Consider the following 21,504-nt stretch of genomic DNA (forward strand, 5'->3'; position numbering starts at 1 on the left):
AAGTGCCGTCCGGCTCTCCGCGCTTCATCAAGCTCTATATGTGGCGCTTTTCGCGTCAGGCAGCACCGCGCTGAAGCGCCTCACAGACGGCGGTCGACTCCCGCGCTCCGAGTTCAACTGCCTTGCCGCAGTGCGCGATCCACGCCGCCATCCCCTCCGGCGTACCGGTGGCATAGCCGTCGAGCGCCGCCACATAGGCGGCACGCCCCAGCTCCGCGTGCCCCGTCTCCGCCGGGCAGATCGACTTGGGGTCGAGACCGCTGCCGACCAGGACCAAACGCGCCGCCGCGCGTGCGACGAGTCCGTTGTACGAGCCGAACGGGCGCAGTGCGAGCAGCTCACCGTGCACCACCGCCGCCGTCACCAGGGCCGGGGCGGCACTGCCCGCGATGATCAGCTGCGAGAGGCCCTCGAGCCGGCCCGCGACCTCCTCCGCGGACGGAAGCGGAAGCTCCACCACGGGCTCGTCGACCGGCTCGCCCGCGAGGCGCGGCCGCCCGACCGTGTCCTCCTGCACGCCTGCCGCGACCAGGTGCAGGCGGGCGAGGACGCGCAGCGGCGACTGCCGCCAGATGGAGAGCAACTGCCCCGCCTCAGCGGTCAGCCGCAGCGCGGCGCCGACCGTGCGGGCCTCGGGGTCGCTGCTGAAGTCGCTGCGCCTGCGCACCTCTTCGAGGGCCCAGTCGGCACCCGAGAGGGCCGCGGAACCACGCGCTCCGCGCAGCGCCGCTTCGGAGGTGATCTCGTTGCTGCGACGGCGCATGACACGGTGTCCGTAGACCCGGTCGACGCTCTTGCGCACGGATTCCACGGACTCGGCGACGCCCGGCAGCGAGCCGAGCACGGCGAGCGGATCGGCTGTCGTACTCATAAGTAAGCAGCCTACGCACTTCGGCGGGCCGCCCCACGAAGGAGTGGTCTTCTTCACGCAGCTCGACCGCACACGGCAATCACAGGACTACCCTTCGTGAACATGAAGATCGCTTTCGTGGGGAAGGGCGGCAGCGGCAAGACCACGCTGTCCTCGCTCTTCATCCGTCACCTCGCCGCCACCGGTTCGCCCGTCGTCGCAGTCGACGCAGACATCAACCAGCACCTGGGTGCAGCCCTCGGCCTAGCCGACGAGGAGGCCGCAGCGCTGCCCGCGATGGGGGCGCAGCTGCCGCTCATCAAGGAGTACCTGCGCGGCGCCAACCCGCGGATCGCCTCCGCCGACACGATGATCAAGACCACGCCCCCGGGCAGCGGCTCACGCCTTCTTCGGGTGCGCCAGGACAACCCGATCTACGACGCCTGTGCGCGCCCCCTGGAACTCGACGGCGGCACCATCCGTTTGATGGCCACCGGCCCCTTCACCGAATCCGACCTCGGCGTCGCCTGCTACCACTCCAAGGTGGGCGCTGTGGAGCTGTGCCTCAACCATCTCGTGGACGGCCGCGACGAGTTCGTGGTGGTCGACATGACGGCGGGCTCCGACTCGTTCGCCTCCGGCATGTTCACCCGCTTCGACATGACGTTCCTGGTGGCCGAACCGACCCGCAAGGGCGTCTCCGTCTACCGCCAGTACAAGGAGTACGCACGGGACTTCGGCGTGGCCTTGTGCGTCGTGGGCAACAAGGTGCAGGGCCAGGACGACGTCGACTTCCTGCGCCAGGAGGTGGGCGACGACCTTCTGGTGACGGTCGGGCACTCGGACTGGGTGCGAGCGATGGAGAAGGGCCGGCCGCCGCGGTTCGAGCTTCTGGAGTCGGCCAACCGCGAGGCTCTGGCGACGATGTTCGCGGCCGCGGACGCGTCGTACGAGCTGCGTGACTGGGAGCGCTACACGCGGCAGATGGTGCACTTCCACCGTAAGAACGCGGCGAGTTGGGGCAATGAACGGACCGGGGCCGACCTGGCGGACCAGGTCGACCCCGATTTCGTACTGCGCGAGATCCCCGAGTCCGCGCAGGTCAGTGCTTCGAGTGCCCCTCAGCCGGCTTGACGGCCGGGGCGCCCGGCACGCCCTTGGGCGCCGGTGCGGGCTTGCCGGAGAGGAAGTCCGGCCAGCCCTGCTTCGGCGCCTTGCCGACGGGCAGGGTGCGGAGCTGCTCCAGGACCTTCGGGTCCTGGGCGTCGAGCCAGTCGACGAGTTGGCGGAAGGAGACGCAGCGGACGTCCTTCTTGGTGCAGACCCGCTCGATGGTCTCCTCGATGGCACGCATATAGGTGCCGCCGTTCCAGGACTCGAAGTGGTTGCCGATGATCAGCGGAGCGCGGTTGCCCTTGTAGGCGCGCTCGAAGCCCTGCAGCAGGCCGTCGCGCATCTGGTCGCCCCAGTACTCGTGCTTGGACGGGTCGCCCTGTGAGTCGGTGCCGGACTGGTTGACCATGAAGTTGTAGTCCATGGTCAGCGTCTCGAACTTCCGGCCGGGCACCGGGACGAGCTGCAGGGACAGGTCCCAGAGGCCCTCCTTCTTCTTGGGCCAGACCTGGTTGTTGACGCCGCTCGTGTCGTAACGGAAGCCGAGGTCGCGGGCGGCCTTCGTGAAGTTCTTCTGCCCCTCCAGGCAGGGGGTGCGGGCACCGATGAGTTCCTTGTCGTAGTCGAAGGGCAGGGCGGCGGCCTTGCGGTCGCCGGTGTTCGTCTTCCATTGCTTCACGAACGACTTGGCCTGCCGGATCTCGGACTTCCACTCCTCGACCGACCACTGGCCGACGCCGCCGTCCTTGCCGCAGAAGTGCCCGTTGAAGTGCGTGCCGATCTCGTTGCCCTCGAGCCACGCGGAACGCAGCTGGGTCACGGTGTTCCTGATGCCCTCGGCGTCGTTGAAGCCGATGTCGGAGCGGCCGGACGAGTGCTGCGGCGGGTCGTAGAGCGCCTTCTTGTCCTCGGGGAGCATGTACACGCCGCTCAGGAAGTACGTCATGGTGGCGTTGTTCTCCTTCGCCACCTTGCGGAAGTGAGAGAACAGCTTCTGGCTGTCCTCGCCCGCGCCGTCCCAGGAGAACACCACGAACTGCGGGGGTTTCTGACCCGGCTTCAGGCGTTTGGGCGTCGGCAGGTTGGGCTGCCTTCCGGTGTACGCGGTGGACCCGTCGCCGATGAGCCGGACCGCGCTCTTGGGGGCGGGCGCGGGCTGCGCCTTCTTAGGACCGTGGGCGCCTTCCTTGGAGCCGGAGCCGGATTCACCGGCTCCGCAACCGGCGAGCGCGACGGCGCAGGCCGCGACGGCGACGCCCGCGGCGAGCTTCTTGGTGGCGGCCATCATCCGCCCACCTCAACTTTCGGGTCGTGATTCTTCGGCGTGCGAGGGGCCGGGCGCGGCTGCCTTCATCAGGAATTCCGACAGGAAGGCATAAACGCCCAAACACAGAAAATTCGCCCTAAAAGCGACAGCGCCGCCAAAGTCGCATGACCGCCCGAGCGCGTCGGCGCGACAAGCCGTACGAAAGGACTAATCACTCTCCGGAGTGAATGCTTGCCCCATTTGCACCGAATATCCGACCGAAGCCTTTACCCTCCATTACTCTTCATTTACTGAGAGTTGATTAATCCCGCCGCTGTGCGCCGTGACCCACGACCGCGTTTCCACATGCCCCTGGCATAGCCCGGAGCAGTTCCAAGCGACCGCGTAGCCCCGGAGGAGACGGGAACCATGCCTGCCTGCGCTCACACCCGCACCGATGACTCGGCAGAACCCGCCGCCGACCGCCGACCACACGCGCCGCCGGGCCGGCGCCGCTTCCCCATCTCCGGCGCCGACGCGTCCGCGTCGATCGCCGTCTTCCTGATCGCCCTGCCGCTGTCCCTCGGCATCGCCCTCGCCACCGGAGCGCCACTGCAGGCCGGGCTCGTCGCCGCCGCCGTCGGCGGACTCGTGGCCGGCCGCTTCGGCGGTGCGCCACTTCAGGTCAGCGGTCCGGCCGCGGGGCTCACCGTGGTCACCGCCGACCTGATCCAGCAGTTCGGCTGGCGCACCACCTGCGCCGTCACCATCTGCGCCGGTCTCATCCAACTCGGCCTCGGGGCACTGCGAGTGGCCAGGTCGGCGCTGGCCGTGAGCCCCGCCATCGTGCACGGCATGCTGGCCGGCATCGGCATCACCATCGCGGTCGCGCAGTTGCACATCATGCTCGGCGGCACGCCGCACAGCTCCGTCCTGGACAACCTCCGCGAACTGCCGGCCCAGCTGGCCCACGTACACCCCGCGGCTCTGCTGGTCAGCACCCTGACGATCGCGCTCCTGCTGCTGTGGCCCCGGATTCCCGGGCGGGCCGGGCAGCTCGCCCGCAAGGCGCCCGCGCCACTGATCGCCGTCGCCGGCGCCACAGCCGCCGCGGCGCTCGCCGGGCTCACTCTTCCCAAAGTCGACCTGCCCTCGTGGAAGAGCCACGCCCTCGCGGGGCTGCCCGAAGGTCCCGTGCTCGCGCTCGTGGCCGCCGCCCTCACCACCACGCTCGTGTGCAGCGTGCAGTCACTGCTCGGCGCGGTCGCCCTGGACAAGCTGACGGCCGGGCGCTCGGACGGCACGAATCCGCCCCAACGCTCCGATCTGGACCGGGAGTTGTTCGGCCAGGGGCTGTCCAACATCACCTCGGGAGCGCTCGGCGGGCTGCCGGTCGCCGGGGTCGCGGTGCGCAGCACGGCCAACGTCCGCGCGGGGGCCGTCGGCCGCAACTCCACGATGCTGCACGGCGTATGGATCGCCGTGGCCGCCTTCGCGCTGGTCGCCGCCATCGAACTGATCCCGCTCGCGTCACTCGCCGCGCTGGTCATGGCCGTCGGCATCCAGATGGTCAGCATCAACCACATCCGTACGGTGACCCAACACCGGGAAGTCCTGGTCTACTGCGTCACCACGCTCGGGGTGGTCCTGCTCGGCGTCCTGGAGGGTGTCGCCCTCGGCGTCACCGTGGCCGTCCTGGTCGCCCTGCACCGCCTCACCCGTACGCGGATCACGCATGAGGTGCACGACGGCACCCACCGGGTGCATGTCCGGGGCCAGTTGACCTTCCTGGCCGTTCCTCGGCTGACGCGCACGCTGCACCGCGTTCCGCACAAGGCCGACACCGTCGTGGAGCTGGACGGGTCCTTCATGGACCACGCCGCGTACGAAACGCTGCAGAACTGGCAGTACGGGCACACCTCGCACGGCGGAAAGGTGACCTTGACCGGGCGGGCGGGCGGCCGGATCGCCGAGCCCGCGTCCGCGGCGCACTCCTGCTGCCGCCCCTGGACGGCCTGGCGCAACCACAGCTGCCACGAGTCGGCCGAGGTGGCGCGCAGCCGACGGGGACTCGCCGACGGCATCAGCTCGTTCCAGCGCGACACTGCACCCCTCGTGCGCGGTGAGCTGGCGCGGCTCGCGCGGGAGGGGCAGCAGCCCTCACAGCTCTTCCTGACCTGCGCGGACTCACGTCTGGTGACATCGATGATCACGTCGAGCGGGCCGGGCGACCTGTTCGTGGTGCGCAACGTGGGCAATCTCGTCCCCCTGCCGGGAGCGGAGAGCGGGGACGACTCGGTGGCGGCGGCGATCGAGTACGCCGTGGACGTGCTGAAGGTCGAGTCGATCACCGTGTGCGGGCACTCCGGGTGCGGGGCGATGCAGGCGCTGCTCAGCTCCCCGGCCGAGGGCGGACAGACGCCGCTGCGGCGCTGGTTGAGGCACGGGCGGCCGAGCCTGGAGCGGATGGCCGACAAGGGGCTCGTGTGGGCGCGGATCGCGGGGCGGGCGCCCGCGGACGCGGCGGAGCAGCTGTGCCTGACCAATGTCGTGCAGCAGCTGGAGCATTTGCGGCAGCACGAGTCGGTGCGGCGCGGGGTCGCCGAGGGGCGGCTGACGTTGCACGGCATGTACTTCCACGTGGGCGAGGCCCAGGCCTACCTGCTCGTCGACACCGAGCAGCTCTTCGACCGTGTGGCGGCGGCGAGTTCGGCGCCGGGCGCGCCGACAGGCCTGGAGAGATCGCCGGTCTGAGCGCGGGCGGGTGCGGCCCTCGCCGCTCCCCTTCTCCGTCCGCATGCGGAGCCGGCGCCCGCATCACCGGAGTCGGCTCCGCATAGGTCTAAACCAATTTTTCGTTGGCTCTTGTCACCGGACGGGCACGTCTGATGAGCTGTGGCCTGGGACACAACGGTCGCCCCCTGGCAAAGCACCGTAAGGGAGATGTCGTGAGCAACGAATCCTTGGCCAACCTGCTCAAGGAAGAACGCAGGTTCGCACCGCCCGCTGAACTGGCCGCGAACGCCAACGTCACGGCGGAGGCGTACGAACAGGCCAAGGCTGACCGGCTCGGCTTCTGGGCCGAGCAGGCGCGGCGACTGACCTGGGCGACCGAGCCGACCGAGACGCTCGACTGGTCGAACCCGCCCTTCGCGAAGTGGTTCGCCGACGGCAAGCTCAACGTCGCGTACAACTGCGTGGACCGGCACGTCGAGGCCGGCAACGGGGACCGCGTCGCCATCCACTTCGAGGGCGAGCCGGGCGACAGCCGCGCGATCACCTACGCCGAGCTCAAGGACGAGGTCTCGCGGGCCGCAAACGCCCTGCTTGAGCTGGGAGTTCAGAAGGGCGACCGGGTCGCGGTCTACATGCCGATGATCCCGGAGACGGCGATCGCCATGCTGGCCTGCGCCCGCATCGGCGCCGCGCACTCGGTGGTCTTCGGTGGGTTCTCGGCCGACGCCATCGCCAAGCGCATCGAGGACGCCGACGCGAAGGTCGTCATCACCACCGACGGCGGCTACCGCCGCGGCAAGCCCGCCGCGCTCAAGCCCGCCGTCGACGAGGCCATCGAGCGCGTGGACAACGTCGAGCACGTCCTCGTCGTCCGCCGCACCGGCCAGGAGGTCGCCTGGACCGAGGGCCGGGACGTCTGGTGGCACGACGCGCTCGGCGGACAGAGCGCCGAGCACACGCCGGAGGCCTTCGACGCCGAGCACCCCCTGTTCATCCTCTACACCTCGGGGACGACGGGTAAGCCGAAGGGCATCCTGCACACCTCCGGCGGCTACCTCACCCAGGCCGCGTACACCCACCACGCCGTCTTCGACCTCAAGCCGGAGACCGACGTCTACTGGTGCACGGCCGACGTCGGCTGGGTCACCGGCCACTCGTACATCGTGTACGGACCGCTGGCCAACGGTGCGACGCAGGTCATGTACGAGGGCACCCCGGACACCCCGCACCAGGGCAGGTTCTGGGAGATCGTGCAGAAGTACGGCGTCACGATCCTCTACACCGCGCCCACCGCGATCCGTACGTTCATGAAGTGGGGCGACGACATCCCCGCGAAGTTCGACCTGTCCTCCCTCAGGGTCCTCGGTTCGGTGGGCGAGCCCATCAACCCCGAGGCGTGGATGTGGTACCGGAAGAACATCGGCGCCGACAGGTGCCCCATCGTGGACACCTGGTGGCAGACCGAGACCGGCGCGATGATGATCTCGCCGCTGCCCGGCGTCACCGAGACCAAGCCCGGCTCGGCGCAGCGCCCGCTGCCCGGCATCGCGGCGACGGTCGTCGACGACGAGGCGAACGAGGTCCCGAACGGCGGCGGCGGCTATCTCGTCCTGACCGAGCCGTGGCCGTCGATGCTGCGCACCATCTGGGGCGACGACCAGCGCTTCCTCGACACGTACTGGTCGCGTTTCGAGGGCAAGTACTTCGCCGGCGACGGCGCGAAGAAGGACGAGGACGGCGACGTCTGGCTGCTCGGCCGCGTGGACGACGTGATGCTGGTGTCCGGCCACAACATCTCGACCACCGAGGTGGAGTCGGCGCTGGTCTCGCACGAGTCGGTCGCCGAGGCCGCCGTCGTGGGCGCCGCGGACGAGACCACCGGCCAGGCCATCGTCGCCTTCGTGATCCTGCGCGGCGGCGCCGACGGCACGGACGACGAGGCCCTGGTCGCCGACCTGCGCAACCACGTCGGCGCCACGCTCGGCCCGATCGCCAAGCCCAAGCGGATCCTGCCGGTGGCCGAGCTGCCCAAGACCCGCTCCGGCAAGATCATGCGGCGGCTGCTCCGGGACGTCGCGGAGAACCGCGAGCTGGGCGACGTCACCACCCTGACCGACTCGTCGGTGATGGACCTGATCCAGACGAAGCTGCCGTCGGCGGGCTCGGAGGACTGACCGGCCGTTAGCGGGCGTACGACCCCAGGAGGGCATCCGGCGAACGAGCCGGATGCCCTCCTGCCGCTTAAGGTGAAGATCACCAAGCGCCCCCTTGTAAAGGCCCGGTAGAGTGGGTGCCGCGTCAAGAACTCGACAAGCTGAATGACGCAAAAGGTGCGCCGGGAAGTCTGGTCGGCAACTGCTTCAACGACCCCAAGTTGCTGAACGAGACCGGAGGTTCCCCGCCTGTGGGTGCACGCATCGACTCCCCGAACCAGAACCGCAAGGCCTTCGGCCGACTCTCGCTGCCCGAGCGGACCTTCATAGCCGACGCTCTGCGCACCGAGACCGTCGGCGGCGTGCTCCTCCTGGTCGCCGCGGTCGCCGCCCTGATCTGGGCCAACACCCCGCTCAGCGACAGCTACGAGACCGTCAGCAAGTTCCACATCGGCCCCGCCGCACTCGGCCTCGACCTGAGCATCCAGCACTGGGCGGCCGACGGACTCCTGGCAATCTTCTTCTTCGTCGCGGGCATAGAGCTCAAGCGAGAGCTGGTCGCCGGCGATCTGCGCGACCCGAAGGCCGCGATCCTGCCGGTCGTCGCCGCGCTCTGCGGCATGGCCGTCCCGGCCCTCGTCTACGTACTGACGAATGTCGTCGGCGGCGGCTCGATGGACGGCTGGGCCGTGCCGACCGCCACCGACATCGCCTTCGCGCTCGCCGTGCTCGCGGTGCTCGGCACCTGGCTGCCCTCGGCGCTGCGGGCCTTCCTGCTCACGCTCGCCGTCGTCGACGACCTCTTCGCGATCATGATCATCGCGGTGTTCTTCACCAGCGACCTGAACTTCGCCGCGCTCGGCGGCGCCGTCGCCGGCCTCGTGGTCTTCTGGCTGCTGCTCCGCAGAGACGTCCGCGGCTGGTACATCTACATCCCGCTCGCCCTGGTCATCTGGGGCCTGATGTACAACAGCGGCGTCCACGCCACCATCGCCGGCGTCGCCATGGGCCTGATGCTGCGCTGCAGCAAGCGGGAGGGCGAGGAGCACTCCCCCGGCGAGCACATCGAGCACATGGTGCGGCCGCTCTCCGCCGGGCTCGCGGTGCCGCTGTTCGCACTCTTCTCCGCCGGCGTCGGCGTCTCCGGCGATGCCCTCGCCGATGTCTTCACCCAGCCCGAGACGCTGGGCGTGGTCCTCGGCCTCGTCGTCGGCAAGGCCATCGGCATCTTCGGCGGCACCTGGCTCGCCACCCGCTTCACCCGCGCCTCGCTCAGCGACGAGCTGTCCTGGCCCGACGTGTTCGCCATCTCCACGCTCGCCGGCATCGGCTTCACCGTCTCGCTGCTCATCGGCGAACTCGCCTTCGTGGGCGACGAGACCATGACCGACGAGGTCAAAGCCGCCGTCCTGACGGGCTCCCTGATCGCCGCATTCCTCGCCGGCATCCTGCTCAAGCTCCGCAACGCCAAGTACCGCAAGCTGGAGGAGGAAGAGGAGCGCGACGAGGACCTCTCCGGCATCCCCGACATCTACGAGCAGGACTCTCCCGAGTACCACCTCCGGATGGCCGAGATCTACGAGAAGAAGGCCGCGGAACACCGGCGTAACGCCGAACTGCCCACCGGGGGAAGCGAGCGCGACGACAGTCCGGCATGATCTGACACAGGCCGCTGCACGAACAGGGCGCCGGTACAGACAAGCCACCGTCGAGAAAAGCAGAGGGAGACAGCGATGAGCGCAGCCGATGGCGCCGACCGCAGCCTCGGGCAGCTGGTCGCCTCGGCGACCGCCGAGATGTCCGCGCTGATGCACGACGAGATCGCACTCGCCAAAGCGCAGTTGCGGCAGGACGTCAAGCGAGCCGGGATGGGCAGCGGTGCGTTCATCGCGGCCCTGGCGGTGCTGGTCTTCTCGCTGCCGATGCTGAGCTTCGCTCTCGCGTACGGCATCAACGCCTGGAGCGGCTGGCACCTGTCGGTCTGCTTCGTGCTCTCCTTCGCGGCCAATGTGCTCGTCGCGGTGCTGCTCGCGCTGATCGGGCTCGTCATGTTCAAGAAGGCCAAGAAGGGCAAGGGCCCGCAGAAGACGGTCGCTTCGGCCAAGGAGACGGCCGCCGTACTGCAGAACGTCAAGCCGCATCCGCGTCCCGTCCCCGCTTCGACCACGGGCCTGAGCATGGACAAGCCGGCGGACGCGAAGCCTGTGGCACGCTCGACCTCATGACGGAACCCGCCACACCTGCCCCCTCCTCCGCCCCACCGCCCTCGGTCGTACGGATCGACATCCCCGGCGACCGCAAGGTGACCCACCGGGACGTGGCCGCCAACGGCGCGCGTTTCCACATCGCGGAGGTCGGCGACGGGCCGCTCGTGCTGCTCCTGCACGGCTTCCCGCAGTTCTGGTGGACGTGGCGGCACCAGCTGACGGCCCTGGCCGACGCGGGCTTCCGGGCCGTCGCGATGGACCTGCGCGGGGTGGGCGGCAGCGACCGCACCCCGCGCGGCTACGACCCGGCGAACCTGGCGCTCGACATCACCGGCGTGGTCCGTTCGCTCGGCGAGCCGGACGCCGCGCTCGTCGGCCATGACCTGGGCGGCTATCTGGCGTGGACGGCGGCCGTGATGCGGCCGAAGCTGGTGCGCCGGCTCGTGGTCTCCTCGATGCCGCACCCGCGCCGCTGGCGCTCGGCGATGCTCTCCGACATCAAGCAGACCACCGCCGGTTCGTACGTGTGGGGCTTTCAGCGGCCGTGGCTGCCGGAGCGTCAACTCGTCGCGGACGACGGGGCGTTGGTGGGCGAGCTGATCCGCGACTGGTCGGGGCCGCAGCTGCCGGAGGACGAGGCGGTGGAGACGTACCGGCGGGCGATGTGCATTCCGTCGACGGCGCACTGCTCGATCGAGCCGTACCGCTGGATGGTGCGTTCACTCGCTCGGCCCGACGGGATCCAGTTCAACCGGCGCATGAAGCGGCCGGTGCGGGTGCCGACGCTGCATCTGCACGGCTCCCTCGACCCGGTGATGCGCACGCGCAGCGCGGCGGGCTCCGGCGAGTACGTCGAAGCGCCCTATCGCTGGCGATTGTTCGACGGGCTCGGGCACTTCCCGCACGAGGAGGACCCTGTCGCGTTCTCCACGGAGCTGGTGAACTGGCTGAAGGACCCGGAGCCGGACCGCTAGTCCCCCTTTGCCCCCGTGTGCACCTGACGGCCCGTTCGATGGCAGTGCACTACTACCGCATCACGGAAGCGAACTGCCGTTCTTCGAACGGCCACTTGCCCCGCGCATAGGCCAATTGGGGGCGGCGGGTGCGGTTACCGACCATGAGGCACGGGCAGACGTCCGTGTATGGGCTGGACGCACGACTACAGTGACGCAGCACGCAATCGCCGCTCGGCCGCAGCGCTGAGCTCCCATCAGAGGGGTGGCCCGACGGGCCGGCCCGAACACCCCGCGCAAGCGGGCATGGGGATCTCCCGCATCCTTCGCCGCAGGGCCCGCTGGGTCTCGGCGCGGCTGCGGCACACCGCCCGCGACTGAGGGCCGGGGCCCACGCGGTCAACCACATGGGCCCGGCCCTCAGCTACGCGTGAACCTCAGAGGGCGCAGCCTTCCGTGTCGACCTGCTGGTTCGCCGTGCGGCCGAGCTTGATGTCCGTACGGACCTCGTCGGCGGTCAGTGCGTACCCGGTCTGCGGGTCGTCCAGAGACTTGGCGAAGACCACGCCGTAGACCTTGCCGTCCGGGGTGAGCAGCGGGCCGCCGGAGTTGCCCTGGCGGACCGTCGCGTACAGCGAGTACACGTCGCGGCGGACGGTGTCGCGGTGGTAGATGTCCGGGCCGTTGGCGTTGATACGGCCGCGGACCCGGGCGGAGCGGACGTCGTACGAGCCGTTCTCGGGGAAGCCGGCGACGATCGCGCTGTCGCCGCTCGTCGCGTCGTCGTCGGTGAACTGCAGCGGCCTGGCCCGCAGGTCGGGCACGTCCAGTACGGCGATGTCGCGCTCCCAGTCGTAGAGCACGACCGTGGCGTCGTACTTCCGGCCCTCGCCGCCGATCTGGACCGTGGGCTCGTCCACCCCGCCGACCACGTGCGCGTTGGTCATGACGCGGCGCTCGTCGAAGACGAAGCCGGTGCCTTCCAGGACCTTGTTGCAACTCGTCGCCGTGCCCATCACCTTGACGATGGAGTCCTTGGCGCGTTCCGCGACGGGGCTGTTGCGCAGCTTCGGGTCGGGGGCCTGGACCTCGGTGATCGGCTCGTTGGAGAAGGGGCTGAAGACCTGCGGGAAGCCGTTCTGCGCGAGGACCGAGGAGAAGTCCGCGAACCAGGTGCTGGCCTGGCTGGGCAGCGCCGCGGAGACGCCCTGCAGCACCTTGGAGTTACGCACCTCCTTGCCGAGCGTCGGCAGCGTCGTACCCGCGAGGGCGGAGCCGATCAGCCAGGCGACGAGGAGCATCGCGACGACGTTGACGAGCGCCCCGCCCGTGGCGTCCAGAGCCCGAGCCGGAGACCAGGTGATGTATCTGCGGAGCTTGTTGCCCAGATGCGTCGTGAAGGCCTGCCCGACGGAGGCGCAGACGATCACCACGACCACCGCGACGACCGCGGCCGTGGTGCCGACCTCCTGGTCGTCGGTGAGCGCGTCCCAGATCACCGGCAGTACGTACACGGCGACGAGGCCGCCGCCGATGAAGCCGATCACCGAGAGAATGCCGACGACGAAGCCCTGGCGGTACCCGACGATCGCGAACCACACGGCGGCGACGAGCAGCAGTATGTCCAGCACGTTCACCGAATTCAGACCTCGCCTCGCATCTATCCGTCCCCGTCCCGTGCCGTGGTTCGCGTCCGTCCGCGCGGCACGGGGGCCAAGCCTGTCATGCGTGCCAGTCGAGAGGGACCTCGTTCGAGCGGTCCCAGGGTCTCTCCCAGCCGGCGAAGTGCGTGAGCCTGTCGATGAGTCCCGCGGTGAAACCCCAGACCAGAGCGGATCCCACGCGGAACGCGGGGCCCTTGTGGCCACGCGGGTGAACTGCCGTCACACGGTTCGCAGGGTCCGTGAGATGTGACACGGGAACCGTGAAGACCCGCGCGGTCTCGGCCGGATCGACGACGCCGACCGGGCTCGGCTCGCGCCACCAGGCGAGGACGGGCGTGACGACGAAGCCGCTCACCGGGATGTACAGCCTCGGCAGCACGCCGAAGATCTGCACGCCCGCCGGGTCGAGCCCTGTCTCCTCCTCGGCCTCGCGCAGCGCGGCGCGCAGCGGGCCCGTGGTCTGCGGGTCGCCGTCCTCCGGGTCGAGGGAGCCGCCGGGGAAGGAGGGCTGGCCCGCGTGCGAGCGCAGCGCGCTGGAGCGCTCCATGAGTAGCAGCTCGGGCCCCGTCTCGGGGCTGCCGGCGCCGAACAGGATCAGCACGGCGGACTGCCGGCCCTCGCCGTTCTCGGGCGGCAGGAAGCGGCTCAGCTCGGTCGGCCGCACCGTGGCCGCGGCGTGCGCGACCGGCTCCAGCCACTCGGGCAGGCCCTCGCTGCTGACCTGCACCGCGCTGTCGTACGACTTGTCGTACGTCTTGCTTGCATGTGGCCCACGCGTCATGGGCACCCCCGTCCGTCCATGGCTTCACAACGTCCTGGAGCGCCCTGATCGTTCCGCCCCCGGGTCGCTCGGCCTCGTATCGCCTCTCCAGGTCGGGTCATCCGGCCGCCAGCGGGGGCGCGGGCTGGCCCGGGTAGTCCGGCGGGGGCTTCAGGCGCTGGCCGGGCAGACCGCCCTTCTCGTACTTCAGGAGCTTCTGGGCCTTCTCGGGGTCCGTCTCGCCCTCGCCGTACGCCGGGCAGAGGTGGGCGATGGGGCAGGCTCCGCAGGCCGGCTTGCGGGCGTGGCAGATGCGGCGGCCGTGGAAGATGATGCGGTGCGACAGCATCGTCCAGTCGCTCTTCGGGAAGATGTCGCAGACCAGGGCCTCGATCTTCTCCGGGTCCTCGGAGTCGGTCCACTTCCAGCGGCGCACGAGACGGCCGAAGTGGGTGTCGACGGTGATGCCGGGGACGCCGAAGGCGTTGCCCAGGACGACGTTCGCCGTCTTGCGGCCGACGCCGGGGAGCTTGACCAGGTCCTCGAGGCGGCCGGGCACCTCGCCGCCGTGCCGGTCCCGCAGGGCGGCCGCGAGGCCCATGATCGACTTGGTCTTGGCGCGGAAGAAGCCGGTCGGCCGGATCAGCTCCTCGACCTCCTCCGGGTTGGCCGCGGCCAGGTCCTCGGGGGTCGGGTACGCGGCGAAGAGGCGCGGCGTCGTCTGGTTGACCCTCAGGTCGGTCGTCTGCGCGGAGAGGACCGTCGCGACGAGGAGCTGGAACGGGTTCTCGAAGTCCAGCTCCGGGTGGGCGTACGGATAGACCTCGGCGAGCTCGCGGTTGATGCGGCGGGCGCGGCGGACGAGGGAGAGGCGGGACTCGGGCTGAGTCACCTTCAGGGCGGGCTTGGCGGGCTTGCCTGTGGACGTGGCGGCAGCCGGCTTGGCGGTGGACTTGGCTGCGGCGGGCTTGGTCGGCTTCGTCGCCTCGGTGGCCTTCCTCGCGGCCGTGGTCGCCTTCTTCGCGGCTGCCGTGCTCTTCGTCGCCGTCGCCTTCTTCGTGTTCTTCGTGGGCGTCGCCTTCTTGGCGGTCGCCTTCCTGGGCGAGCGCTTCGACTTCCCGGGTGCTTCTGACACTCTCTCCGCACCCTCCCCATCTGTCCGTTTTGCGGCTTCTGTTGTGGTTGCTGAAAGCTGTTCGCCCACAGCGGAATCCCCGTGCTCCGCCATCGTCCCAGCCCCCTCGTCCTGCGCTCTCACCGGCCCAATGGACACTCGGCCAGAGTAAAGCCAGGCACTGACATCCGCCGCTGACCCCGGTGAACAGACCCCGATTGGGCCCCCTGTCGCACGGGACGCCACGCCGGTACGGCAAACTTGTGACTGATCACACTGTTTGGACCGTCCGGCATCATGGGGACCACGGTCCCCGTGAGCAGGTCGACATAGGAGAGAACTCGTGGACGACGTTCTGCGGCGCGCCCCGCTCTTCGCGGCGCTCGATGACGAGCAGGCGGCGGAGCTGCGCGCCTCCATGAGCGAGGTGACCCTCGCACGCAGCGAAGCGCTGTTCCACGAGGGCGACCCCGGTGACCGCCTGTACGTGGTCACCGAGGGCAAGGTGAAGCTGCACCGCACCTCCCCCGACGGGCGCGAGAACATGCTCGCCGTCCTCGGCCCCGGCGAGCTGATCGGCGAGCTGTCGCTGTTCGACCCGGGCCCGCGCACCGCCACCGCTTCCGCCCTCACCGAGGTCAAGCTCCTCGGCCTCGGCCACGGCGACCTGCAGCCCTGGCTGAACGCCCGCCCCGAGGTCGCGTCCGCGCTGCTGCGTGCGGTCGCCCGGCGTCTGCGCAAGACCAACGACCAGATGTCCGACCTGGTCTTCTCGGACGTGCCCGGCCGTGTGGCGCGTGCGCTGCTCGACCTGTCGCGCCGGTTCGGCGTGCAGTCCGAGGAGGGCATCCACGTGGTGCACGACCTCACGCAGGAAGAGCTGGCCCAGCTGGTCGGCGCGTCCCGCGAGACGGTCAACAAGGCGCTGGCGGACTTCGCCGGGCGTGGGTGGCTGCGGCTTGAGGCGCGTGCGGTGATTCTGCTGGACGTGGAGCGGCTCGCGAAGCGGTCGCGCTAGCTTTTCGGTACGTACGAGGGGTTCCGCCAAGGTTGTCCGGCGGGGCCCCTCTTACGTGTGTTTCTGTTCGGGGCGTCGGTGTCTGACGCTGCGTCGTGGCTGAGGTCTTCGCGCAGTTCCCCGCGCCCCTATCAAGAGCCCCCTCAAGAACCCACCTCAAGAGCCCCCGCAATAGCCACCCGGCCTCAGATCAGCCCGTGCTCCCGCAAGTACTCCAGTTGGGCCCTGACCGAGAGTTCCGCCGCCGGCCACAGGGAGCGGTCCACGTCCGCGTAGACGTGCGCGACCACGTCGGACGGCGTGCGGTGGCCGTTCTCCACCGCCGTCTCGACCTGGGCCAGGCGGTGGGCGCGGTGGGCGAGGTAGAAGTCGACGGCGCCCTGGGCGTCCTCCAGGACCGGACCGTGGCCCGGGAGGACCGTGTGCACGCCGTCGTCCACCGTCAGGGAGCGGAGCCGGCGCAGCGAGTCGAGGTAGTCGCCGAGGCGACCGTCGGGGTGCGCCACCACCGTCGTACCGCGTCCCAGGATCGTGTCCCCCGTCAACACCGCCTGGTCGGCGGGGAGATGGAAGCTCAGCGAGTCCTCGGTGTGGCCGGGGGTGGGCACGACGCGGAGTTCGAGGCCGCCGGTCGTGACGACGTCGCCCGCGCCGAGGCCCTCGTCGCCGAGGCGGAGCGCCGAGTCCAGGGCCCTGACCTTCGTACGGGTCAGCTGGGCGAAGCGGGACGCGCCCGCGGCGTGGTCGGGGTGACCGTGCGTCAGGAGCGTGAGGGCGATCCGCTTGCCCGCCTGCTCGGCGATGCCGATGACCTGGCGCAGGTGGTCGTCGTCGAGCGGACCCGGGTCGATCACCACGGCGAGGTCGGAGTCCGGTTCGGCGACGATCCAGGTGTTGGTGCCGTCGAGCGTCATCGCGGAGGGGTTGGGGGCCAGGACGTTGATCGTGCGGGCGGTGGCGGGGCCGGAGAGCACCCCGCCACGCGGCTGGCCGGGAAGGGCGGCGGCTTCGGTCATGCGGAGGGTCCCTGGGCGTCGGGGCCGTCGTGCGCGGCCGGGAGGTGCTTGGTGAACTCATCGTGTCCGGGCCAGACCAGCCTCAACTCGCCGTCCTCCAGGCGGGCCTGGGCCACCACCGGGGTCAGGTCGCGGCCGGGTGCTGCGGCGAGCACGTCGCCCGCCTTGTCGTACGCACCGAGTTGGCGCAGCGTCGCGACGGTCGGCGGCATCATCAGGAGCTCGCCGCGGTCGTATCCGGCGGTCGCCTCGGCGGGCGCGATCCACACCGTGCGGTCGGCCTCCGTGGACACGTCGCGGGTGCGCTGGCCCTCGGGGAGCGCGGCGACGAAGAACCACGTGTCGTAGCGGCGCGGCTCGAACTCGGGGGTGATCCAGCGGGTCCAGGCGCCGAGCAGGTCGCTGCGCAGGACCAGGCCGCGGCGGTCGAGGAACTCGGCGAAGGAGAGGTCGCGGGCCACGAGGGCCTCGCGGTCGGCCTCCCAGTCGGCGCCCGTGGTGTCGGACACGACGGAGGCGGGGTCGGAGACCGGTCCGGCGAGCAGCACGCCCGCCTCCTCGTACGTCTCGCGTACGGCGGCGCAGACGATCGCCTGGGCCTCGGTCTCGGTGACGCCGAGCCGCTCGGCCCACTCGGCGCGGCTCGGCCCGGCCCAGGCGACGAGCCGCTCGTGGTCGCGCGGGTCGACTCCGCCGCCCGGATACGCGTACGCGCCTCCGGCGAAGGCCATGGAGGCGCGTCTGCGCAGCATGTGCACGGCGATGCCGCCGGCGGTTTCCGCGGGGGCCTCGGCGCCCGCAGCGCCCCCAGCGTCCTTGAGGAGCATGACCGTGGCCGCCCGGCGCGGCTGCACCGGGGTCAGTGTGCCGTCCGCGAGTGCGCGAATACGGTCCGGCCACTCAGGGGGGTACCACTGCCCATTCGCCATGGGCGGAGGCTATCCGCTGTGGCGCGGATGTTCGAGGGGCGGAAGTGGATCACGTCCGCCCCTCGGCCCACTCGTCACGGATCAGTCCTCGAGCTCGACCTGCAGCTCGACCTCGACCGGCGCGTCCAGGGGCAGGACCGCGACGCCGACGGCGCTGCGGGCGTGCACGCCCTTGTCGCCGAGGACCTCGCCGAGCAGCTCGCTCGCGCCGTTGAGCACGGCGGGCTGGCCGGTGAAGTCGGTGGCCGAGGCGACGAAGCCGACGACCTTCACGACCCGCTTGATCCGGTCCAGGTCACCGGCGACCGACTTGACCGCCGCGAGGGCGTTCAGGGCGCAGGTGCGGGCCAGCTCCTTGGCGTCCTCGGGGGTGACCTCGCCGCCGACCTTGCCGACCTGCGGAAGCTTGCCGTCCACCATGGGCAGCTGCCCGGCCGTGTACACGTACACCCCGGACTGGACCGCCGGCTGGTAGGCGGCGAGGGGCGGGACGACCTCCGGGAGGGTCAGGCCGAGCTCGGCGAGCTTGGCTTCTACTGCGCCGCTCATGCCTTCTCCCGCTTCAGGTAGGCCACCAGCTGCTCGGGGTTGTTGGGGCCGGGGACGACCTGGACGAGCTCCCAGCCGTCCTCGCCCCAGGTGTCCAGAATCTGCTTCGTCGCGTGCACGAGAAGGGGCACGGTCGCGTATTCCCACTTGGTCATGGGGCCGACTGTAATGCCTGTGTCGGACAGCTCCGTGCGGGCCTTCGGCACGTGGACGGCGTAACGGACCTCACGGCCCGAACGCGGCGGGGATCGGCCCCGAAGCCACCGCCGCGCGGGCCGAGGAATTAGGCTCGAATACGTGAGCAGGCTCCAGGTCGTCAGTGGCAAGGGCGGTACCGGTAAGACCACGGTGGCCGCCGCTCTCGCGCTCGCGCTCGCTGCCGAGGGCAAGCGGACGCTCCTCGTCGAGGTCGAGGGCAGGCAGGGCATCGCGCAGCTCTTCGAGGCGGAGGCGTTGCCGTACGAGGAGCGGAAGATCGCGGTCGCGCCGGGCGGGGGCGAGGTGTTCGCGCTCGCCATCGACGCCGAGTTGGCGCTCCTCGACTACCTCCAGATGTTCTACCGCCTGGGCAGCGCGGGCCGCGCCCTGAAGAAGCTCGGTGCGGTCGACTTCGCGACGACGATCGCCCCCGGCGTGCGCGACGTCCTGCTGACGGGCAAGGCCTGCGAGGCCGTCCGCCGCAAGGACAAGAAGGGGCGGTACGTCTACGACCACGTGGTGATGGACGCCCCGCCGACGGGCCGCATCACGCGCTTCCTGAACGTCAACGACGAGGTGGCGGGCCTCGCCAGGATCGGCCCGATACACAATCAGGCGCAGGCGGTGATGCGCGTCCTCAAGTCCCCTGAGACCGCTGTGCACTTGGTGACCCTCCTTGAGGAAATGCCGGTGCAGGAGACCGTCGACGGCATCGCGGAACTGCGGGAAGCGGGCCTTCCGGTGGGCCGGGTCCTGGTGAACATGGTGCGCCCCTCGGTGCTCGACGTGCCGGTGCCGACGGATGTGCGGCGTACGGAGCTCGCGAAGGCGCTGTCCGGCGCCGGGCTCGGCGGGGCGCGCAAGGGCGGGCTCGCGGAGCAGCTGGTGGACCCGCTGCTCGCGCAGGCCGCCGAGTACGAGGAGCGGGTCGCTCTGGAGCGCGGGCAGCGCGGGCTGCTCGCCGAACTGGGCCTGCCCGTGCACGAGTTGGAGCTGCTCACCGAGGGCATCGATCTGGCCGGGCTGTTCCGCCTGGCCGCGGAGTTGCGCAAGCAGGGGGTCGCATGACGCTGGATCAGGCACCGTCTCTCGATGTCGATCCGCTGATCGACGACCCGACGACCCGGATCATCGTGTGCTGCGGTGCGGGCGGCGTCGGCAAGACCACGACGGCGGCGGCGCTCGGCCTGCGGGCGGCGGAGCGGGGCCGGAAGGTCGTGGTCCTCACCATCGACCCGGCGCGCAGGCTGGCCCAGTCCATGGGCATCGACTCGCTCGACAACACCCCGCGCCAGGTGAAGGACCTCGACGGGGACGGCGGCGGCGGAGAGCTGCACGCCATGATGCTGGACATGAAGCGCACGTTCGACGAGATCGTCGAGGCGCACGCGGATCCGGAGCGGGCCGAGGCCATCCTCAACAACCCCTTCTACCAGTCGCTTTCGGCGGGCTTCGCGGGCACGCAGGAGTACATGGCGATGGAGAAGCTGGGCCAGCTGCGGGCCCGGGACGAGTGGGACCTGATCGTCGTCGACACGCCGCCGTCGCGTTCGGCCCTCGACTTCCTGGACGCGCCGAAGAACCTGGGCTCGTTCCTGGACGGCAAGTTCATCCGGGTCCTGATGGCGCCGGCGAAGGTCGGCGGGCGGGCCGGGATGAAGTTCCTGAACGTCGGCATGTCCGTGATGACGGGCACGCTCGGCAAGCTGCTCGGCGGCCAGTTCCTGAAGGACGTGCAGACGTTCGTGGCCGCGATGGACACGATGTTCGGCGGGTTCCGTACGCGCGCGGACGCGACGTACCGGCTGTTGCAGGCGCCGGGCACGGCGTTCCTCGTGGTGGCGGCGCCGGAGCGGGACGCGCTGCGGGAGGCCGCGTACTTCGTGGAGCGGCTGGCCGCGGAGGAGATGCCGTTGGCGGGCCTTGTGCTGAACCGGGTGCACGGCAGCGGCGCCGCCCGGCTGTCGGCCGAGCGGGCGCTCGCCGCTGCGGAAAATCTTGCCGAGCCTCGCATTGTGGATCAGGGGGCCGGGAAGGAAGAACTGCGTAACTCTCCCGATTCCACGGCCAGTTCACCCACGCCGGCCGGTTCACCCACATCTGCGGACGATCCCGAAGCACAGCAGCCGTCCGAGGCACAACAACTCGCCGCAGGGCTCCTGCGGTTGCACGCCGAACGCATGCAGCTGCTCGCTCGTGAGCAGCGCACGCGCGATCGGTTCACCGCGCTGCACCCCGAGGTTCCTGTGACCGAGGTGGCCGCTCTGCCCGGCGACGTCCATGACCTCGCCGGTCTGCGGGACATCGGCGACCGCCTGGCGTCCGGCGACCGCCCGGCCGGGGCTGCCTGAGCGCGTGCCCAGGCCTGCCACCGGTCAGCCGGCGGTCTACCCCACGGCGGCGTAAGTCTCGTAGCGGTCCTGCTCATGGACCTCGTCGAACTCCTCGAGCTCGTCGACGTCCACGGGGAGGATCCCCGCGCTGCGCTCGTATTCCGTACGCGCGGTCTCCAGGAGCCGGCGCCACGAGGTCACCGTGGGACGCCTGCGCAGCAGTGCGCGGCGCTCCCGCTCCGTCATTCCACCCCACACGCCGAATTCGACGCGATTGTCCAGCGCATCGGCCAGGCACTCCGTGCGCACCGGGCATCCGGTACACACCGCCTTGGCCCGGTTCTGCGCTGCTCCTTGAACGAACAGTTCATCTGGATCGGTAGTGCGGCAGGCCGCCTGCGCACTCCAGTCGGTTACCCAGCCCATACCGGCGCCGTCCTCTCCCGAATCGAGGCTCCCCCACGGCGGCAGCGGCATATTCACCGCCGCCAGTTGAGGACGTTACGGAAGGCAGGCACAGCGCAACACCCCCTTCGGGCCCAATCTTGAATGGCCCGAACGGACTATGCGTAAGCGGCAGATCACCCGACGGAGTGAGCCGGAGACATGCGTGACTATCCCCGGCAAAGCGGGACAGTTCAGTTGAGTCACAACGGACGACGGAT

Annotated in this window: 20 protein-coding genes; 10 read left to right on the plus strand and 10 right to left on the minus strand. The window is 70.1% G+C overall.

What is annotated here, in order from left to right:
• Positions 1 to 55 precede the first annotated feature (55 nt).
• Entirely contained in the window at positions 56 to 871 is an 816-nt protein-coding gene (locus QIS96_RS35920) for a Fic family protein (protein WP_282547066.1), read from the minus strand.
• A gap of 102 nt (positions 872 to 973) precedes the next feature.
• On the opposite strand from QIS96_RS35920, the gene QIS96_RS35925 reads away from it, so the two are divergent.
• Positions 974 to 1,984 carry an ATP-binding protein gene (locus QIS96_RS35925; RefSeq protein ID WP_282547067.1) on the plus strand — a complete coding sequence of 337 codons (1,011 nt, stop codon included), beginning with the start codon at positions 974 to 976 and terminating at the stop codon, positions 1,982 to 1,984.
• On the opposite strand, the gene QIS96_RS35930 is transcribed toward QIS96_RS35925, so the two are convergent.
• A complete protein-coding gene (locus tag QIS96_RS35930) occupies positions 1,953 to 3,248 on the minus strand; it encodes a polysaccharide deacetylase family protein (protein WP_282547068.1) in 1,296 nt (431 codons plus the stop codon). The genes QIS96_RS35925 and QIS96_RS35930 overlap by 32 nt on opposite strands.
• Positions 3,249 to 3,638: 390 nt before the next feature.
• On the opposite strand from QIS96_RS35930, the gene QIS96_RS35935 reads away from it, so the two are divergent.
• The 6 genes from QIS96_RS35935 (at position 3,639) to QIS96_RS35960 (ending at position 11,639) form a co-directional block, all read left to right on the plus strand.
• Positions 3,639 to 5,963, plus strand: coding sequence for a SulP family inorganic anion transporter (locus tag QIS96_RS35935; RefSeq protein WP_282547069.1), 2,325 nt, complete (start codon positions 3,639 to 3,641; stop codon positions 5,961 to 5,963).
• Between the two features lie 134 nt (positions 5,964 to 6,097).
• On the plus strand, positions 6,098 to 8,119 hold the full coding sequence (gene acs / locus QIS96_RS35940) for an acetate--CoA ligase (RefSeq protein WP_282547070.1): 2,022 nt from the start codon (positions 6,098 to 6,100) through the stop codon (positions 8,117 to 8,119).
• Between the two features lie 242 nt (positions 8,120 to 8,361).
• Complete coding sequence (gene nhaA / locus QIS96_RS35945) at positions 8,362 to 9,756, plus strand: Na+/H+ antiporter NhaA (protein WP_408907323.1); 1,395 nt, start codon at positions 8,362 to 8,364, stop codon at positions 9,754 to 9,756.
• Between the two features lie 75 nt (positions 9,757 to 9,831).
• Positions 9,832 to 10,323 (plus strand): phage holin family protein, encoded by a 492-nt coding sequence (locus QIS96_RS35950; RefSeq protein WP_282547072.1) that lies wholly within the window; start codon positions 9,832 to 9,834, stop codon positions 10,321 to 10,323.
• Complete coding sequence (locus QIS96_RS35955; RefSeq protein ID WP_282547073.1) at positions 10,320 to 11,279, plus strand: alpha/beta fold hydrolase; 960 nt, start codon at positions 10,320 to 10,322, stop codon at positions 11,277 to 11,279. The genes QIS96_RS35950 and QIS96_RS35955 overlap by 4 nt, the downstream gene beginning before the upstream one ends.
• Before the next feature lie 168 nt (positions 11,280 to 11,447).
• Entirely contained in the window at positions 11,448 to 11,639 is a 192-nt protein-coding gene (locus QIS96_RS35960; protein WP_282547074.1) for a hypothetical protein, read from the plus strand.
• 56 nt (positions 11,640 to 11,695) lie between these two features.
• Here the strand turns inward: QIS96_RS35960 and QIS96_RS35965 are convergent, their stop codons facing one another.
• From QIS96_RS35965 to nth, 3 genes are all read right to left on the minus strand, one after another.
• Positions 11,696 to 12,895 carry a MarP family serine protease gene (locus QIS96_RS35965; protein WP_282547075.1) on the minus strand — a complete coding sequence of 400 codons (1,200 nt, stop codon included), beginning with the start codon at positions 12,893 to 12,895 and terminating at the stop codon, positions 11,696 to 11,698.
• Between the two features lie 85 nt (positions 12,896 to 12,980).
• Positions 12,981 to 13,703, minus strand: coding sequence for an NUDIX hydrolase (locus tag QIS96_RS35970; RefSeq protein WP_282547076.1), 723 nt, complete (start codon positions 13,701 to 13,703; stop codon positions 12,981 to 12,983).
• A gap of 97 nt (positions 13,704 to 13,800) precedes the next feature.
• Entirely contained in the window at positions 13,801 to 14,910 is a 1,110-nt protein-coding gene (nth, locus tag QIS96_RS35975) for an endonuclease III (RefSeq protein ID WP_408907322.1), read from the minus strand.
• A gap of 229 nt (positions 14,911 to 15,139) precedes the next feature.
• Between nth and QIS96_RS35980 the strand changes: the two genes are divergently transcribed.
• A complete protein-coding gene (locus tag QIS96_RS35980) occupies positions 15,140 to 15,814 on the plus strand; it encodes a Crp/Fnr family transcriptional regulator (RefSeq protein WP_282516665.1) in 675 nt (224 codons plus the stop codon).
• A gap of 185 nt (positions 15,815 to 15,999) precedes the next feature.
• Here QIS96_RS35980 and QIS96_RS35985 read toward each other — a convergent pair whose 3' ends face one another.
• The 4 genes from QIS96_RS35985 to QIS96_RS36000 form a co-directional block, all read right to left on the minus strand.
• Complete coding sequence (locus QIS96_RS35985) at positions 16,000 to 16,830, minus strand: MBL fold metallo-hydrolase (protein ID WP_282547078.1); 831 nt, start codon at positions 16,828 to 16,830, stop codon at positions 16,000 to 16,002.
• Positions 16,827 to 17,759: an NUDIX hydrolase gene (locus QIS96_RS35990; protein WP_282547079.1), complete on the minus strand. Its 933-nt coding sequence runs from the start codon at positions 17,757 to 17,759 to the stop codon at positions 16,827 to 16,829. The genes QIS96_RS35985 and QIS96_RS35990 overlap by 4 nt, the downstream gene beginning before the upstream one ends.
• 81 nt (positions 17,760 to 17,840) lie before the next feature.
• Positions 17,841 to 18,308: a RidA family protein gene (locus QIS96_RS35995; protein ID WP_282547080.1), complete on the minus strand. Its 468-nt coding sequence runs from the start codon at positions 18,306 to 18,308 to the stop codon at positions 17,841 to 17,843.
• Complete coding sequence (locus tag QIS96_RS36000; protein WP_003967454.1) at positions 18,305 to 18,463, minus strand: DUF4177 domain-containing protein; 159 nt, start codon at positions 18,461 to 18,463, stop codon at positions 18,305 to 18,307. The genes QIS96_RS35995 and QIS96_RS36000 overlap by 4 nt, the downstream gene beginning before the upstream one ends.
• Before the next feature lie 142 nt (positions 18,464 to 18,605).
• Here QIS96_RS36000 and QIS96_RS36005 point away from each other — a divergent pair, with 142 nt between their 5' ends.
• Complete coding sequence (locus QIS96_RS36005) at positions 18,606 to 19,574, plus strand: ArsA family ATPase (RefSeq protein WP_282547081.1); 969 nt, start codon at positions 18,606 to 18,608, stop codon at positions 19,572 to 19,574.
• Positions 19,571 to 20,857, plus strand: coding sequence for an ArsA family ATPase (locus QIS96_RS36010; protein WP_282547082.1), 1,287 nt, complete (start codon positions 19,571 to 19,573; stop codon positions 20,855 to 20,857). The genes QIS96_RS36005 and QIS96_RS36010 overlap by 4 nt, the downstream gene beginning before the upstream one ends.
• A 36-nt stretch (positions 20,858 to 20,893) precedes the next feature.
• Here the strand turns inward: QIS96_RS36010 and QIS96_RS36015 are convergent, their stop codons facing one another.
• Positions 20,894 to 21,265: a WhiB family transcriptional regulator gene (locus QIS96_RS36015; protein WP_282547092.1), complete on the minus strand. Its 372-nt coding sequence runs from the start codon at positions 21,263 to 21,265 to the stop codon at positions 20,894 to 20,896.
• Positions 21,266 to 21,504: the final 239 nt, after the last annotated feature.

This window comes from Streptomyces cavernicola, assembly GCF_029968035.1.
Classification (GTDB): domain Bacteria; phylum Actinomycetota; class Actinomycetes; order Streptomycetales; family Streptomycetaceae; genus Streptomyces; species Streptomyces cavernicola.